Origin of the sequence: Mesorhizobium sp. M0848 (genome assembly GCF_040319805.1) — a bacterium.
In the GTDB taxonomy this organism is placed as follows: domain Bacteria; phylum Pseudomonadota; class Alphaproteobacteria; order Rhizobiales; family Rhizobiaceae; genus Mesorhizobium.
In genome coordinates this window covers 1-16,008 of record NZ_JAMYOM010000009.1, presented here as the reverse complement: position 1 = coordinate 16,008, position 16,008 = coordinate 1, and the positions used below count along the sequence as shown (strand labels likewise).

At 63.7% G+C, this 16,008-nt stretch carries 14 protein-coding genes; 8 read left to right on the top strand and 6 right to left on the bottom strand.

Going from position 1 to position 16,008, the window contains the following annotated elements; all coding sequences use genetic code 11:
- Positions 1–152 precede the first annotated feature (152 nt).
- From NKH95_RS12170 to NKH95_RS12150, 5 genes are all read right to left on the bottom strand, one after another.
- Complete coding sequence (locus NKH95_RS12170) at positions 153–1,427, bottom strand: glycosyltransferase (protein ID WP_352891634.1); 1,275 nt, start codon at positions 1,425–1,427, stop codon at positions 153–155.
- A gap of 12 nt (positions 1,428–1,439) precedes the next feature.
- Positions 1,440–2,513 (bottom strand): ABC transporter ATP-binding protein, encoded by a 1,074-nt coding sequence (locus NKH95_RS12165; protein WP_352891633.1) that lies wholly within the window; start codon positions 2,511–2,513, stop codon positions 1,440–1,442.
- Positions 2,510–3,304, bottom strand: coding sequence for an ABC transporter permease (locus NKH95_RS12160; protein ID WP_352891632.1), 795 nt, complete (start codon positions 3,302–3,304; stop codon positions 2,510–2,512). The genes NKH95_RS12165 and NKH95_RS12160 overlap by 4 nt, the downstream gene beginning before the upstream one ends.
- Positions 3,297–4,139: an ABC transporter permease gene (locus NKH95_RS12155; protein ID WP_352891712.1), complete on the bottom strand. Its 843-nt coding sequence runs from the start codon at positions 4,137–4,139 to the stop codon at positions 3,297–3,299. The genes NKH95_RS12160 and NKH95_RS12155 overlap by 8 nt, the downstream gene beginning before the upstream one ends.
- 318 nt (positions 4,140–4,457) lie before the next feature.
- Entirely contained in the window at positions 4,458–5,522 is a 1,065-nt protein-coding gene (locus NKH95_RS12150) for a polyamine ABC transporter substrate-binding protein (protein WP_023811192.1), read from the bottom strand.
- A 239-nt stretch (positions 5,523–5,761) separates the two neighbouring features.
- On the opposite strand from NKH95_RS12150, the gene NKH95_RS12145 reads away from it, so the two are divergent.
- Genes NKH95_RS12145 through NKH95_RS12130 form a run of 4 tightly spaced genes read left to right on the top strand, consistent with a single transcriptional unit; the run spans position 5,762 to position 10,683 of the window.
- The gene (locus NKH95_RS12145; RefSeq protein ID WP_352891631.1) at positions 5,762–6,700 is read left to right on the top strand and encodes a GntR family transcriptional regulator; all 939 of its coding nucleotides are present in this window, start codon (positions 5,762–5,764) and stop codon (positions 6,698–6,700) included.
- A 10-nt stretch (positions 6,701–6,710) separates the two neighbouring features.
- The gene (locus tag NKH95_RS12140; RefSeq protein ID WP_352891630.1) at positions 6,711–7,994 is read left to right on the top strand and encodes a nucleotide disphospho-sugar-binding domain-containing protein; all 1,284 of its coding nucleotides are present in this window, start codon (positions 6,711–6,713) and stop codon (positions 7,992–7,994) included.
- A 5-nt stretch (positions 7,995–7,999) separates the two neighbouring features.
- Positions 8,000–9,379: a glutamine synthetase family protein gene (locus NKH95_RS12135; RefSeq protein ID WP_352891711.1), complete on the top strand. Its 1,380-nt coding sequence runs from the start codon at positions 8,000–8,002 to the stop codon at positions 9,377–9,379.
- A 2-nt stretch (positions 9,380–9,381) separates the two neighbouring features.
- Positions 9,382–10,683, top strand: a complete 1,302-nt coding sequence (locus NKH95_RS12130; protein WP_352891629.1) for an NAD(P)/FAD-dependent oxidoreductase — start codon at positions 9,382–9,384, stop codon at positions 10,681–10,683.
- A gap of 238 nt (positions 10,684–10,921) precedes the next feature.
- Here NKH95_RS12130 and NKH95_RS12125 read toward each other — a convergent pair whose 3' ends face one another.
- On the bottom strand, positions 10,922–11,692 hold the full coding sequence (locus tag NKH95_RS12125; RefSeq protein WP_352555572.1) for an IclR family transcriptional regulator domain-containing protein: 771 nt from the start codon (positions 11,690–11,692) through the stop codon (positions 10,922–10,924).
- A 120-nt stretch (positions 11,693–11,812) separates the two neighbouring features.
- Here NKH95_RS12125 and NKH95_RS12120 point away from each other — a divergent pair, with 120 nt between their 5' ends.
- The 4 genes from NKH95_RS12120 (at position 11,813) to NKH95_RS12105 (ending at position 15,857) form a co-directional block, all read left to right on the top strand.
- The gene (locus NKH95_RS12120) at positions 11,813–12,670 is read left to right on the top strand and encodes a CoA transferase subunit A (protein ID WP_023811186.1); all 858 of its coding nucleotides are present in this window, start codon (positions 11,813–11,815) and stop codon (positions 12,668–12,670) included.
- Positions 12,667–13,464: a CoA-transferase subunit beta gene (locus tag NKH95_RS12115; protein WP_352442122.1), complete on the top strand. Its 798-nt coding sequence runs from the start codon at positions 12,667–12,669 to the stop codon at positions 13,462–13,464. The genes NKH95_RS12120 and NKH95_RS12115 overlap by 4 nt, the downstream gene beginning before the upstream one ends.
- A 1-nt stretch (position 13,465) precedes the next feature.
- The gene (gene pcaF, locus NKH95_RS12110; RefSeq protein ID WP_352442123.1) at positions 13,466–14,671 is read left to right on the top strand and encodes a 3-oxoadipyl-CoA thiolase; all 1,206 of its coding nucleotides are present in this window, start codon (positions 13,466–13,468) and stop codon (positions 14,669–14,671) included.
- Positions 14,672–14,825: 154 nt separating this feature from the next.
- Complete coding sequence (locus NKH95_RS12105; protein ID WP_023811183.1) at positions 14,826–15,857, top strand: BMP family protein; 1,032 nt, start codon at positions 14,826–14,828, stop codon at positions 15,855–15,857.
- The last annotated feature ends 151 nt before the right edge of the window (positions 15,858–16,008 follow it).

The window sequence follows — 16,008 nt, the reverse complement described above, 5'->3', positions numbered from 1 at the left end:
AAGGGGGGAGATCGGATGTTGCCTCGGCCTTCGCCAATCACCAAGGTTGCAGAGTGAGAACCGGCGGTGAAGCTGCCAATCTCCCCCCTTGCGGGGGAGATGGCCGGCAGGCCAGAGGGGGGTGCTCAGGCGCGATATATCAACCATCTCGCTCACAGCAACTTCTCCAACAAACCCGCCGCCTTTTCCGGCCCATTCTGCCCCTGCATCTGTGCCGATGTCTTGGCCAGCTTTGCCTTCATCTTCGGGTCGGTCAGACAGGCCTCGATCTTCGCGATCAGCTCGGCATCGGTCCAGTCGTAGCGCGGCATGCCGAAGCCGTGGCCGGTCTCCTCGACGCGGGTGGCGTTATCGTGACCGTCCCAGACATAGGGCATGATGATCGCCGACTTGCCGAAATAGAGGCACTCTGTGAACGAGTTGTTGCCGCCGTGGTGAATAACAGCGTCGACCTGCGGGATGACCGAAGGCTGCGGGAACCAGCTCTCGACGATGACATTGCCGGGCACGTCCGTGTACTGGTCTTTGTAGCCGCCGACATTGACCAGCGCCCGGTAGCGCGTCATGCCCAGCGTCGCGATGATGCGCTTCAGCAGCTCGACATCGCCGGCGCCGAGACTGCCGAAGGAGACATAGAGCAGCGGCCCGTCGTTATTTTCAGCGAAGGTCGGCACCGTGTAAGGCTTCTCCTGCCGCACGCAGCCTTCCAGGTACTGAAACTTGGCCGGGTCGAGTGGATGGCGGCGCTTGAACTTTGCCGCTTCGGGATAGAGCAGCAGGTTCAGATGGGGCGAGGCCTCAAAGAACTGGCCGATCGGATAGGACGCCTCGTTGTTGGCAGTCAGGAAGGCGTTGAAGTCCTCATGGATCGGCTCGATCACCGCGTTGAAATGGTCGCGGTAGCGCTGATGCCCGGCATGGTCGTTTTCGCCGCAGCCGGAGAGATGCGGCGGGATGTCCTCGTCCTCGATTTCGTTTTCCGAGCAGGAAATGACCCGCACCCACGGCTTGCCGTACTGCTTGATAGCCGGGAACAGGATGACGTTGTCGACGCAGATCACATCCGGCTTGATGGCTGAGAGAACGTGCGGCAGATCCTTCTGCGCCCATTTGGCGCTGTCGACGATCGCCGTCCAGCAATCCTTGACGTAATTGTCGACCTGGTCGTAGGGCGATTTGCGGAAGTTGGGGATGTGGCCGTTGATGAAATCCTCCCAGAATTTGGCCATCTGCTCTGGCGGCATCGGCTCGGACAGGTTCACCGGATGGGCCTCGAAGCCGTAGCCCTTGTAGACGTCGACGAAGCCGGGATCTGACAGGAACACCGCTTTGTGGCCGCGTGCCTCGACCGCCTGGGCGATGCCGACGGAATTGAGCGCCGGGCCATAAGCTGCTTCTGGAAAAAACGCGATCGTCTTCTGCGCCATCAGGCCTCTCCTTTATTCTGCGAAAACTCTGACATCGGCGGCGTCCCAGCCGAGTTCGACCTGATCGCCCGATGCGACCGGCCGGCGGTCTGCGGCATCAGCGGTGACGCGCACCAGGAACGGCTTTGGCGACAGGCCCGTGCGGACATGCAGTTGCAGGTCGAGCCCCTGATAGGCCAGCGCCTCGACCGTGCCGGTGGTGCGGTTGGCGGTCTGAGCTTCTGGGAACAGCCGGATGCGCTCCGGCCGCACCGAAGCGACAGCGGATGCGCCGGGCGAGAGCGTTGCTGGAACCTTGCCGGATATTGGCGCGCCATTCGCGGCGACAACCCCATCGGTGGCGGCCTTGCCCGGCACAAAATTCATCACGCCGATGAAGTCGGCGACGAAACGGTCGGCCGGATGCTCATAGATCGCGTGCGGCGTGTCGCATTGCAGCAGCCTGCCGTCCTTGAGCACCGCCATGCGGTCGGCCATCACAAGCGATTCTTCCTGGTCGTGGGTGACGATGACGAAGGTGATGCCGACCTCATGCTGCAGGCGCTTCAATTCCAGCTGCATGGCGCCGCGCAGTTTCTTGTCGAGCGCGCCAAGCGGCTCGTCGAGCAGCAGCAGACGGGGCCGTTTGACCAGCGCGCGGGCCAGCGCGACGCGCTGCTTCTGGCCACCCGACAATTGCTCCGGCTTACGGTCGGCGAAGGGGACAAGCTCGGTCGTCGCCAGGATGGCGTCGACGCGGGAGCGGATTTCGGCGGCCGGCAAGCGCTCCATTTCGAGGCCGTAGGAGACGTTGGCCCTGACGCTCATATGCGGAAACAGCGCGTAGGACTGGAACATCAGATTGACCGGCCGCTTGTTGGGCGGGGTTTTGGCAATGTCGCGGCCGTCGAGCAGGATGCGCCCGTCATTGGGCGTCTCGAAGCCGGCCAGCATGCGCAGCAGCGTGGTCTTGCCGCAGCCCGACGGGCCGAGCAGCGCGAAGAACTCATTCTCGCGGATGTCGAGCGAGATGCCATCGACGGCGGTTACCCGGCCGAAATTTTTCGACACATGATCGATGGCCAGAAGCGTGCGGGGTTCGCTCATTGGCCTATGATCCCACGGTTGAGCCGCTGCGACAGGGTCAGTGCGGTGATCGAGACCGCCATGACGATGGTCGCCAGTGCGTTGATCTCCGGCGTGATGCCGAAGCGGATCATCGCGTAGATCTGCATCGGCAGCGTCGTCGAGGTGCGGCCGGCGCCGGCGGTGAAGAAAGCGATGATGAACTCGTCGACCGAGAGCGTGAAGGCGAGCAGCGCGCCTGCGATCACCGCCGGCGCGATAACCGGCAATGTCACCCGCCGGAAGGTGGTGAGCGCGGAGGCGCCGAGATCGGCCGAGGCCTCGACGATCGACCAGTCGAAGCTCTTCAGCCTTGCGCGCACCACCGAGCAGACGAAGGCGAGATTGAAGACGACATGGGCGAGGATGATCGTGTGCAGGCCCATGGTCAGATCGAGCATCGAGAAGAACGACAGCAGCGCGATCGCCAGCACGATGTCGGGAATGATCATCGGCGCGAAGATCAACGCTTCGAGCCCCTTGCCGTATTGCCGGCGCATCTCGATGCCAATCGCCAGCAAGGTACCGAGCAAGGTCGCGATTGTCGTCGAGACCAGCGCGACGATCAGCGTGTTGAGCGCGGCGGAGAGGATCGCCGAATTGCCGGCCAGCGAGGCGTACCATTTCAGCGAAAAGCCCGACCACGCCGTCGGCAGCCCGCCTTCGTTGAAGGACAGCGCCACCAGCACGGCGATCGGGATGTAAAGGAAAGCGAAGACGAGGCTGAGCACGACCCAGAGCGTGCGCCGCGTGGCGGGAGAGCGCTCAGCCATCGGTGTCTCCGCCGGCTTGCGCGGCGTGGCCCGAGGCGCGATTGGCGGCGAGCGCCTGCGCCATCAGCACCAGAAGCATGATGGCGATCAGCGCCATCGCGAGCGCGGCGCCGAACGGCCAGTCGTTGGCGGTCAGGAACTGGTCGTAGACGAGGTTGCCGATCATCTGGAAACGGCCGCCGCCAAGCAGCGCGGGCGTGACGAAATTGCCGATCGACAGCACGAAAACGAACACCGCGCCGGCGGCGATGCCCGGCACGGTCAGCGGCAGGATGACACGCCGGAATGTGGTGGCGGCGGAGGCGCCGAGGTCACGCGAGGCTTCGGCCAGTTCCGGGTTGAGGCGCGACAGCGGCGCGTAACAGGCAAGGATGACGAAGGGGAGATAGTTGTAGACCAGACCGGCGATAACCGCGCCTTCCGTATAGAGCATCGATGGCGGCTCGCCGGTGTAACCGAACCAGCGCAACAACTGCGTGATCAGGCCTTCGCGGTTGAGCAGCACGATCCAGGCGTAGGTGCGGATCAGGTAGTTGGACCAGAACGGCAGCACGGCGAAGAACAGAAACACCGGCTGCCACCGGCGCGGGGCGGCTGCGATGGCGTAGGCGGCGGCATAGCCGATCACCACCGCGATCAGGGTGGCGGTGCCGGCGATGCGCGCCGAATTGAGGAAGATGCCGGCATAGAGCGGGTCGAAAACCAACCCGAAATTCTCCAGCGTGAAGGTATAGTCGATGCCGCCATAGATGCCGCGCCGGAAGAAGGCGAGCGCCAGCACCAGCGCGCACGGCACCACCATCAGTGCGGTCAGCCAGACCAGCGCCGGGGCCATCAGCAAGGAGGAGCGAGAGGGTAGGTGCTTCACGAAATGCCCCCCTCTGCCCTGCCGGACCCGGCCTTTCGCTTTCGCTTCGGGCGTTCGTCGTTCGGAAAGCCAAGCAATTGGCTTTCCGTCCGTTGCGCGGACCACTTCTTACCCCCTTCAAGGGAGGAGATCGGCAGTTCCAACCTTTCGCTTACTTTGAAAAATCGAAGATTGGCGAAAGCAATGCCACAGCCAATCTCCCCCCTTGAGGGGGAGATGGCCGGCAGGCCAGAGGGGGGCGACACGGAACGCAAGCTTGATTCCAAGATGCTGCTGGAACAGTCCCTACTGCGCCGCCTTGATCTCGCTGACGATCTTCGAATAGTCGCGCTGGGCGTCGCCGACGTCACGCAATTGCTCGAACTTGACGAGGTCGGCCACCGGCATCGCCATGTTGGGGAATTTGGCCAGGAAATCGGCAGGCAGGCTTTCCATGGCCGGCTTGTTCGGCACCTTGTAGTCGATGTTCTGCGCTGCCCAGGCGTGGTTCTTGGCGTCGAGCATGAAGTTGATGAACTGGAAGGCGGCGTCCTTGTTGGCGGAGGCCTTCATCACCACCATCGTGTCGACCCAGAGGTCCGAACCTTCCTTGGGAATGACGTATTTGATCTCGGGTTTTTCGGCGATGCCGTAATTGCACCAGCCGTCCCAGGCCTGCACCATCAGCGCCTCGCCGGACACCAGCTTGGAATAGAAGGTGGTGTCGTCATAGGCGAGCAGGGTCTTCTTGGCCGAGATCAGCAGATCCTTGACCTCAGCCATCTTGGCCGGGTCGGTTTCGTTGACCGAATAGCCCTTGTCGAGCTGGCCGGCGGCCAGCAGCCAACGGTCGGTCGCCAGCATGGTGGTCTTGCCCTTCAATTCGTCGGAGGGCGCGAGCAGGTCGCTCCAACTGGTTGGTGCGACCTTCATCAGGTCCGAGCGATAGCAGAGGCCGGTGGTGCCCCAGGTGTAGGGCACCGAGAATGCATTGCCGGCATCGTGAGGCAGCTTGGTTGCTTCCGGATAGAGGTTGGCGAGGTTCGGTATCTTGGTGTGGTCGATCGGTTCGGTCAGGCCGAGCTTGTTCAGCACCTCGGCGAAGGGCGAGGAGACAAAGACCACGTCATAGCCCTTGCCGCCGGCGGCGATCAGCTTGCCCATGATCTCTTCATTGGTGGCGTGCACCACCACCTCACCCGAAACGCCGGTCGCGGTCTTGAAGGCGGCCATCGCGTCGGGCGCCATGTAGCCATCCCAGTTGGAAATGACGAGATCAGCAGCCATCGCCGGCGCGGACAGCGCCAAGGCCAGGCCAAGTGCGAGCGAAGATGTTTTCAGCGCACGGCGCCGCAGGCTGGTAGCGGTCATGACAGACTCCCATTCCGGTTGATCGTCGAATTTCATTCGCCGGACCAACGCCTGCGACCTTGCCGCTGCCTCGATCCTGTTCCCTCGGTCTTTTTCTCGCCGATTGTCCTGACAGTACTATTGCAGAAAAAAGTACGTCAATCCATAATTTGTCAAGCGATCGAGGAATCTGGCCGATTGCGTCCGTGCGGGCGATCGGTCAAATCAATGCGGTCATGTCGTTTTCCACTGGACCAGTCATGCAAGCCGTAGCCCGACGACCCCGCACCAACCATCTCGATCTGGCGCAGCGCATCCTGGATGTGGCGCGGCAACGTGGTTTCGAGCCGGGCGCACGCTTGCCGGAGCAGCAGATCGCGTCGCTGTGCAGCGTCTCGCGCACGCCCGTGCGCGCGGCCCTTAGCCTGCTTGCGGAGCGGGGCGTCGTACGGTGGGAGGCGGATTCGGGTTATCATTTGGCGATCGACCTCACCGCGCAGGCTTCGGTCGCCACGGAATTGCCCGCTGCCGAGGAGGACGAGCTGGCCGAGGCGATCCTGCGCGACCGGTCGGCGCGGCGGCTGGACCAGACGGTGACCGTCGCGGGACTGATGCGGCGCTACAGTGCCGAGCGCAAGACGGTACTAAAAGCGCTCAACAAACTGACCGAAGAGAATCTGCTGGACCGTGCGCCCGGCCAGTCCTGGCTGTTTCGACGCACGCCAGACGATCCGGAGGCGCAAGGCGACAGTTATGAATTCCGTCTGCTGCTGGAGCCCGCGGCCATCCTGACGCCGGGTTTCCGGCTGGATGGCGCGCGGGCGGCGACGTTGCGCCAGGGCATGGAAGCGCTGGTGGCGCTGCCGGACGCCGCCTTCGACACACGCGAGTTCCAGCGGCTGGACATCGATTTTCATGGCATGCTCGCCGAAGGCTGCGCCAACCGCTTCGTGGCCGACACACTCGCCGATCACCTCAGGCTGCGCCGGCTGCCGGGCATCTATGCCGGCGTCAACGTCTTCCGCCTGCGGCAATCGCTGCGCGAACACCTTGTTATACTCGACCATCTTGAAAGCCTGCAGTATGAGGTGGCTGCCGATCTGCTGCGCATCCACCTGCGGCTCTCCCGCAACCAGCGACCGCAAGCGGCCAGTCGCGGGGCGCCTGCCCTGTTCGGCATGATCAGCCGGCCGGATTGACGAGGATTAATTGACGCGTAAAGCCAGCCCGACCATCGCGCTGTTCCCCGAAGCAAGCTTCGGCGCGGCGTTGAACTGCGTCGGCATCGCGCAGGCGCTGCGTGCCAAGGGAGCCCGGCCGGTATTCATCTGTCATGCCGGCTTTTCCGGCGTCTTTGCCGACTATGGTTTCCAGGAATACCAGCTGCCGACCGACGAGCCGCTGAGCGACAGCGAACGCCAGAGCTACTGGCAGGCCTTCGTGCGCAGGCACCTGCCGCATTTCAGGCTGAGCCCGATCGACCAGCTGGAAACCTATGTCGCGCCAACCTGGCAGGCCATCGTCGACACCGCGGTCAATGCCGAGGCGCCGCTGCGCCAGTTGCTGGCGCGGCTGAAGCCGGACGCGGTGGTTCTCGACAATGTCATCATGTTCCCGGCGATCGCCGCCGCCGGCTGTCCCTGGGTGCGTGTCGTCTCCTGCGCCGAGACCGAGCTGCCGGATGCACAGGTACCGCCCTATCTGTCGGGGCTTGGCGTCGACGACCCGCAACGCGCCGCGTTCGAGGCCAGGTATCTGGCGGCTTGCACGCCCGCACATGATCGCTTCAACCGCTTCCGGATGGATGCCGGCCTGGCGCCGCTGCCGAAGGGCCTGTTCCTGGAGACGTCGCCCGACCTCAATTTGCTGCTGACGCCTTCGATCGTGCGCCGCGAGCGCGCCGAGCCGCTCGACCCGGAGCGCTTCGTCTATCTCGAAGGCTGCGTGCGTTCGGAAGGGCCATTCGAGGTGCCGGTATTTCCGCGCAATGGCGGGCCGCTGGTCTATGTCAGCTTCGGTAGCCTCGGCGCCATGGATGTCGGGCTGATCGAGCGCATGCTGGCCGTGTTCGACAGGCTGCCGGCGCGCTTCATCGTCAATGCCGGCGGCCTGCGCGATGCCTATCGCGCGGTGCCCGACAACGTCTATCTCGACGCCTGGTTTCCACAGCCCTCGGTGGTGGCGAAGTCAGACCTGTTCATCCACCACGGTGGCAACAACAGCTTTTGCGAGGCGCTGCGCTTCGGCGTGCCGTCACTGATCATGCCCTATTGCTGGGACGGACACGACAATGCGCGCCGCGCCGGAGAAGCCGGCGTCGGTGACCATATCGGCCGCGACGCCTGGACCGAAGGAGTGTTGGAGAGAGCTATTCTCGGCCTGCTGGCCGACGATGCAATGCGCACCCGCCTCAAGGACAATGCAGCCCAAATGGCGCTGAAACCTGGAACGGATGTGGCCGCGCAAGCCATACTCTCTCTGATACGGACATGAACGAAATGCCTGACAACAACACGAACATCTCGCTCTCCAGCGGTACCGATGCCAAAGCCTGGCTGGTCCGGCACGGCATCAACGAAGTCGAGTGCCTGGTGCCCGACATGAATGGCGTCCTGCGCGGCAAGGCCTTGCCGACGGCCAAATTTCTCCAGGCGCTTGAAGACCGCGCGCTCTATCTGCCGAGCAGCGCTTTCCTGGTCAGCATCGACGGCCGCTACTCCGGCTCGATCGACGAGGGTTTTGCCTATTCGGATCCGGACATGCGCATGGTGCCTGATGTATCGACGCTCTACCTGGCGCCGGGTGCCGCTCCCGGCAAGGCCTATGTCTTTGCCGATGCCTTCCATATGGACGACCGGCCCTGGATGGCCTCGCCGCGCCATGTGCTGCGCGCCGTGCTCGACCTCTACGCCAAGCACGGCTGGCGGGCGGTGGTGGCGCCGGAGCTCGAATTCTATCTGACCGCGCCCAATCCCGATCCCGACCAGCCGCTGACCGCTCCGGTCGGTGCCAATGGCCGTGCCGAGGGTGTGCAGCATCCCTATGACATGGCCGCGCTCGAGGAGTTCGAGCCGGTGATCCGCCGCATCTACGACTACGCCGCGGCAGCCGGCTTGCCGCTCGACACGCTGATCCACGAGTCAGGTACGGCGCAGCTTGAGATCAACTTCCTGCATGGCGATGCGCTGCCGCTGGCCGACAAGGTGCTGCTGTTCAAGCGGTTGACGCGCCAGGCCGCGCAGCAAAGCGGAATGCATGCGACCTTCATGGCCAAGCCGATCGCGGCGCAGGCGGGAAGCTCGATGCATCTGCACATGTCCATCATCGACGAGGCCGGCAAGACGCTGTTTGCCGGAAACGACGATGCCGACACCGAGATGTTCGGCCATTTCATCGGCGGCCTGCAGAAATATGTCCCGGAAATCATGCCGCTGTTCGCACCGAACGTGAACTCGTTCCGCCGCATCCGCCCGAACCACAGCGCGCCGGCCAACATCGAATGGTCGCATGACAACCGTTCCTGCGGCCTGCGCGTGCCGGCCGGCGGCCGCTCCGCGCGGCGGGTGGAGAACCGGTTGCCGGGTGCGGATTCCAATCCTTACCTGGCGATCGCCGGTTCGCTTCTCGCCGGCTATCTCGGCGTCGAACAGAGACTGGCACGCTCGGCCGAAGCGTCGGGCAATGCCTACAAGATCAAGAGCACGCTGCCGAAAACGATGGAGGAGGCGCTGGACCGCTTCGCTGCTTGCGATCCGGTGCGGGAATTGCTCGGCGAGGATTTCTTCCAGACCTATCTGCGCGTCAAGAGCGTCGAACTCGACCTGTTCCAAGGCGTGGTGACGAGCTGGGAACGCGACCACCTGCTGCTGAAGGTGTGATCATGGCTTCCAGTTCAACGGGTTTCAATTCGGGCCTCGATATCGGTAAATCCTATTATGTCGCCACGGCCAATCGGGCGCCGGACCATCCGGCGCTTGTCGGCGATGTCGAAGCCGACCTGGCGGTCGTCGGTGGCGGCTGCACCGGCCTGTCAGCCGCCCTTCACGCCGCCGAGCGCGGCCTGAAAGTGGTGCTGCTCGAAGGCGGCAAGATCGGCTGGGGCGCGTCGGGCCGCAATGGCGGCCAGATGATCCCCGGCCTGCGCAAGGGCGCCAAGGGACTGGTCAAACTCTACGGGCCGGAGCGGGCAAAGGTGCTGTTCGATCTTGCCTTCGAGGCGCGCGGGCTGGTGCTCGATATTATCGAGCGCCACGCCATCGATTGCGATCTCAGGCTGACCGGCCATCTGGTCGGCGCGGTCAACGGCTCCGACCTTAGGGATCTCGAGGAAGAGGCCGAGTGCCTGGCCACGGTGATGAAGTTCCCGCATGCGGAAATCCTATCGGCGGCTAAAGCCCGAGCCAAGGTCGATACACCCTACCATGGCGCGATGTATGAGCCGCTCGGCGGCCACATGCATCCGCTGAACTATACGCTCGGCCTTGCCCGCGCAGCGGTTGCTGCCGGCGTCACCATCCACGAGAATTCGGTCGCCGTGCGGCTGGAGCGTGAGCCTTCGATCCGGGTCTCGACCGCAAAGGGATCGGTTCGGGCCAGACATGTCGTGCTGGCGGGTGACGCTCTGCTCAACGGGCTGGAGCCGCGCGTCAACAGCCGCATCATGCCGGTCGGCAACTACATCGTCGCCACCGAGCCGCTTGAGGGCAAGCGCAACGTCATCCCGGCCAATGTCGCGGTCTCCGATACCCGCTTCGTCGTCAACTACTACCGGATGTCGGCGGATGGACGCCTGCTGTTCGGCGGCGGCGAGCGCTACACGCCTTCACCGCCGGCCGATATCGCCGGCTTCGTGCGGTCGCATATGGAAAAGACCTTTCCGCAGCTCAAGGGCTGCCGCATCGATCATGCCTGGGGCGGGCTTGTGTCGGTGACGACATCGCGGCTGCCGCACGTCGGGCACTATGGCGAGGTCTATTTCGCGCATGGCTATTCCGGCAAGGGCGTCATCCTGTCGACGCTGTCCGGCAAGCTGCTGGCCGAAGCGATCACCGGCGATGTCTCGCGGCTCGATCTGTTCTCGACGCTGACCCCGATGCCGTTCCCGGGCGGCACGGCGCTGCGCGGTCCGCTCTATGTGCTGGGCATGCTTTGGTATGCGATGCGGGATCGGATCAAGCATTGAGGGGGCGTTGCTGCAACGGCACAAATAGTACCGTAGCGATCCTTCACACCCCCCTCTGTCCTGCCGGACATCTCCCCCGCAAGGGGGGAGATTGGCAGGTTCAGCGCTGCGATCACCCTATAACGGTGTAGATTGGCGAAAGCCGCGATAACAGCTGATCTCCCTCCTTGCGGGGGAGATGGCCGGCAGGCCAGAGGGGGGTGCTGTCCCGCCGACGTCGAAGGTTGGATGAAGCTTCTTAAACCACAAAGAAATCCTCAATCCGCTGCCTGGCCTCCAGTAGTGCCGGCAGTATCTCCCGCTCCATCTCCGCGACCGAAAATCGTGCCGACTGGGTCGAGACGTTGATGGCCGCGACCGTGCGCTCCGCTCGGTCGCGGATCGGTACGGCGACCGAGCGCAGGCCGAGTTCTAGTTCCTCATCGACGATGGCAAAGCCGTCAGCCTTCGCCTTGGCGATGGCGTTGGCTAACAAACGCCTGTTGGTGATCGTCTTCGGCGTCCGTCTCTCGATGGTCGCCTGGCCGAGGAATGCGTCCAATTCCCCTGATGTCAGCCCGGCCAGCAGGATGCGCCCCATCGAGGTGCAATAGGCCGGCAGCCTGGTGCCGACATCGAGCGACACGCTGAGGATGCGGCGGCCGGGAATGCGGGCGACATAGACGACATCCTCACCCGACAGGATGGCCGCAGAGCAGGCCTCGTTCAGTTGTGCGGCGACCGCGCGCATGATGGGGGCGGCGAAGGCCCATAGCGAGGCGCCGCCGAGCCATGTGCGGGCAACCGTCAGCAGGCGCGGCGACAGCGAGAACACGCGGCCGGCTTGTGTTGCATAGCCGGTGGCGGTGAGTGTCAGCAGGAAGCGGCGGGCGCCGGCGCGGGTCAGGCCCGCTTCCTCGGCCATTTCAGTCAACGTCATGCCCGAGGGATGGCGGGCCAGGATCTCCATGACGGCAAGGCCGCGTTCAAGCGAGCCGACATGATCACGGGAAACAGCCTCTTCGTCCATCTTGTCTCCGCAGAACGACATCGGCGTCAGGATTGACTCCACGCCTCTGCTCAGCATAGAAAGTATCGCATATAAAACATATGTTCGCAATACGAACTTTCTCAGCCTGGAGCCGATGCGATGGTCAAGTTCCTGCCGCTCAAACAGGCCGTGGCCGAGAATTTGAAAGATGGTGACACGGCTGCCTTCGAGGGCTTCACCCATCTGATCCCGACGGCAGCGGCGCATGAGGCGATCCGCCAGGGTTTTCGCGACCTGACCTTGATCCGCATGACGCCGGACCTGATCTACGACCAGATGATCGGCATGGGCATGGCGAAGAAGATCGTCTTCTCCTATGTCGGCAATCCCGGCGTCGGCCTGCTGCGCCGCGCCCGCGATGCCATCGAGAACGGTTTCCCGCGCTCACTTGAAATCGAGGAGCACAGCCATGCCGGCATGGCCAACGCCTATGAAGCGGGTGCTGCCGGCCTGCCCTGCGCGGTGTTTCGCGGCTATCGCGGTGCTGGCCTCGCGGCGGTCAACCCGAACATCAAGTCTGTCACCTGTCCGTTCACCGGCGAGGTGCTGGCCGCTGTTCCTTCGATCCGGCCTGACGTCACCTTCATCCATGCGCAGAAGGCCGACAAGAAAGGCAATGTGCTGGTCGAAGGCATCATCGGCATCCAGAAGGAAGCGGTGCTGGCGGCCAAACGCGCGGTGGTGACGGTCGAGGAAGTGGTCGACAATTTCGACGATCTGCACCCCAACCTGACCGTGCTGCCGCGCTGGACGATTGCCGCGATATCGGTCGTGCCCGGAGGCTCGCATCCGTCCTACGCGCATGGCTATTATGCGCGCGACAATGCCGCCTATCTCGAATGGGACGAAATCGCCGCCGACCGCGAGAAATTCCAGGCGTGGATGCGGGCCAACGTCATCGAGAAGAGTGCCGGCGATTTCGAGGCCCGGGTCGAGCATCTGAGGAAAGCGGCATGAGCGACAATCAGGGCTTCACCCCCAACGAGATGATGACGATCGCCGCCAGCCGCGCGCTGCGCAATGACGATGTCTGTTTCGTCGGCATCGGCGCGCCATCCGCCGCTTGCAATGTCGCGCGGCTGACGCATGCGCCCGACATCACCTTGATTTACGAGAGCGGCACGATCGGCACCGCGCCCGACGTGCTGCCACTGTCAATCGGCGATGGCGAATTGTGCGAAACCGCCGTCACCACCGTCGCGGTGCCGGAGATGTTCCGCTACTGGCTGCAGGGTGGGCGCATCTCGATCGGCTTCCTCGGTGCGGCGCAGCTCGACAAGTTTGGCAACATCAACACCACGGTCATCGGCGATTATTTTCACCCAAAGACCAGGCTGCCCGGCGGCGGCGGCGCGCCAGAGATCGCGACGTCGTCGAAGGAGATCTACATCACCATGGCGCAGACCAAGCGCGGCATGGTCGAGAAGATCGATTTCTTCACCTCCTTCGGCCATGGCGAGGGCGGCGATCATCGAAAGCGTCTGGGCATCGACACCGCCGGCCCGACCTTGCTGATCACTGATCTCGCCATCTGGAAGCCGGATCCGGTGAGCAAGGAATTCACCGTCGTGTCGCTGCATCCAGGCGTCACCCGCCAGCAGGTGCAGGAGAGCTGTGGCTGGGTGGTTAAGTTCGGCGAGGCGCTTGACGAAACGCCGGCGCCAAGCGAACTCGAACTCAAGACATTGCGCGACCTGCAGGCCCGCACCAAGGCGGCGCATGAGGGAACCGGAAAAGCAAAGGCTGCATGACATGGCCGAGGCCTACATCTGTGACTACATCCGCACGCCGATCGGCCGCTTCGGCGGCTCGCTGTCTTCCGTGCGTGCCGACGATCTCGGCGCGATACCGCTGAGGGCATTGGTCGAGCGCAATCCCGGCATCGACTGGCAGGCTGTCGACGATGTCGTCTATGGCTGTGCCAACCAGGCCGGCGAGGACAACCGCAACGTGGCGCGCATGGCGCTGCTGCTGGCAGGCTTGCCGAAGGAGATTACGGGCTCCACCGTCAACCGCCTGTGCGGCTCCGGCATGGATGCGCTGACCATCGCAGCCAGGGCCGTCAAGGCAGGCGAGGCGGAACTGATGATCGCGGGTGGCGTCGAATCGATGAGCCGGGCACCCTTCGTCATGCCCAAGGCCGACACGGCGTTTTCGCGCAATGCCGAGATTTACGACACCACCATCGGCTGGCGCTTCGTCAACCCACTGATGAAGAAGCAGTATGGCGTCGATTCGATGCCGGAGACCGGCGAGAATGTCGCGGAAGAGTTCGCCATCTCCCGCGCGGACCAGGATGCCTTTGCCGTGCGCAGCCAGGACAAGGCGGTCGCCGCGCAAGCCAATGGCCGGCTGGCCAAGGAGATCACGCCAGTGACGATCCCGCAGCGCAAGGGCGATGCGGTTGTCGTCTCGAAGGATGAACATCCCCGTGCTGGCACGACGGTCGATGCGCTGGCCAGGCTGCCGACACCGTTCCGCCAGGGCGGCACGGTGACGGCCGGCAATGCCTCCGGCGTCAATGACGGGGCGGCGGCCCTGATCGTTGCCTCCGAGGCAGCCGTGAAAAAGTATGGCCTGACGCCGATCGCCCGCATCCTCGGCGGCGCTGCCGCCGGTATTGCGCCGCGCATCATGGGCATCGGCCCGGTGCCGGCGACGCAAAAACTCTGCGCGCGGCTTGGCCTGACACCAAAACAGTTCGATGTCATCGAGCTCAACGAAGCCTTTGCCTCGCAAGGCATCGCCGTGCTGCGCCAGCTTGGCATTGCCGAGGATGCACCGCACGTCAACCCGAATGGCGGCGCCATCGCGCTCGGCCATCCCCTGGGCATGTCGGGTGCCCGCATCTCCGGCACGGCGGCGCTGGAGCTTCGTGAGCGCGGCGGCCGCTATGCGCTTGCCACGATGTGCATCGGTGTCGGCCAGGGCATCGCGATCGCGCTGGAACGGGTTTGATCGGCGGCCCTTGCTTGGCCGGCTAAGATCAAGAATCCGGTGCGCGGTTCAAATTTGACCACGTGGACAAAAGTCTGGCGTCGTTCCATACTTCCCCGTCTGACATTTTCACGAACAGCCGGCTCGACACGGCTGTCGAACAGAGGGGAATGCAATGGAAAACCGGAACAATAAATCGCAGATAAAACGCGAAGGGCTTTCGCGACGCAATGTACTGGAGCTGGGCGCGCTTAGTTTGGCGGCAACGATGCTGCCGGGCGCCGCCTTCGCGGCGGACAAGAAGCTGAAGGTGGCGGCGATCTTCGCCACGCCGATCGAGGAGCCATGGGACAACCAGATCCATGTCGCCCTGCAGAAGGCCGAGAAGGAACTCGGCATCGAATACAAATGGTCGGAGAAGGTGCAGACCGCCGATTTCAGCCGCGTCATGCGCGAATATGCGCAAGGCGGCTACCAACTGGTGCTGGGCGACGCCTTCGCCGCCGAGCGCGAATCGCGCCGCACCGCCAAGCAGTTCCCGAAGACCGCCTGGCTGTTCGGCTCCGGCGCCGGCCCGGCGGAACCCAATTTCGGGGTGTTCGACAACTGGATCCACGAGCCCGCCTATCTCTCGGGCATGATCGCTGGCAAGATGTCGAAGTCGGGTACGATCGGCGCCGTCGCGGCGATGGGCATTCCGGAGGTGAACCGGCTGGTCAACGCCTTCTTCGCCGGCGCCAGGGAGGTCAATCCCAACATCAAGAAGAAGGTCGCCTTCATCGGCTCGTTCTTCGATCCGCCCAAGGCCAAGGAAGCGGCGGTCGCGCAGATCGACGCCGGCGTCGACGTCATCTACGCCGAGCGCTTCGGTGTCATCGAAGCCGCGGTGGACAAGAAGATCCTCGCCATCTCCAACATGTCCGACCAGTCGAGTCTCGGCCCCGACACGGTCATCACCGGTCCGGTCTGGGACATGTATCCGACGGTCGAGCAGGCGATCAAACTGGTCAGGGCCGGCGTCTTCACCGCGCAGGACTATGGCGATTTCTCGCGCATGGCCAAGGGCGGCTCGCATTTGGCGCCCTACCACAAGTTCGACAAGACGCTGCCGGCGGACGTCAAGGAGCTGGTCGAAAAGAAGAAGGCGGAGATTCTGGAAGGCAATTTCCGGGTGGATGTGGACGAGAATACGCCGGTTTCGGATTGATTTCTTTACCCTCCCCCTTGTGGGGAGGGTCGATCCGCGAAGCGGAGCGGGGTGGGGGTCCTCGTAGGGCGCATGCCCAACCCCGGGCAGACAAGACGCGTCGGGTGACGTGGGGCGGCCAACGCACCCCAACCGGGGTGGCGGGGCAGCG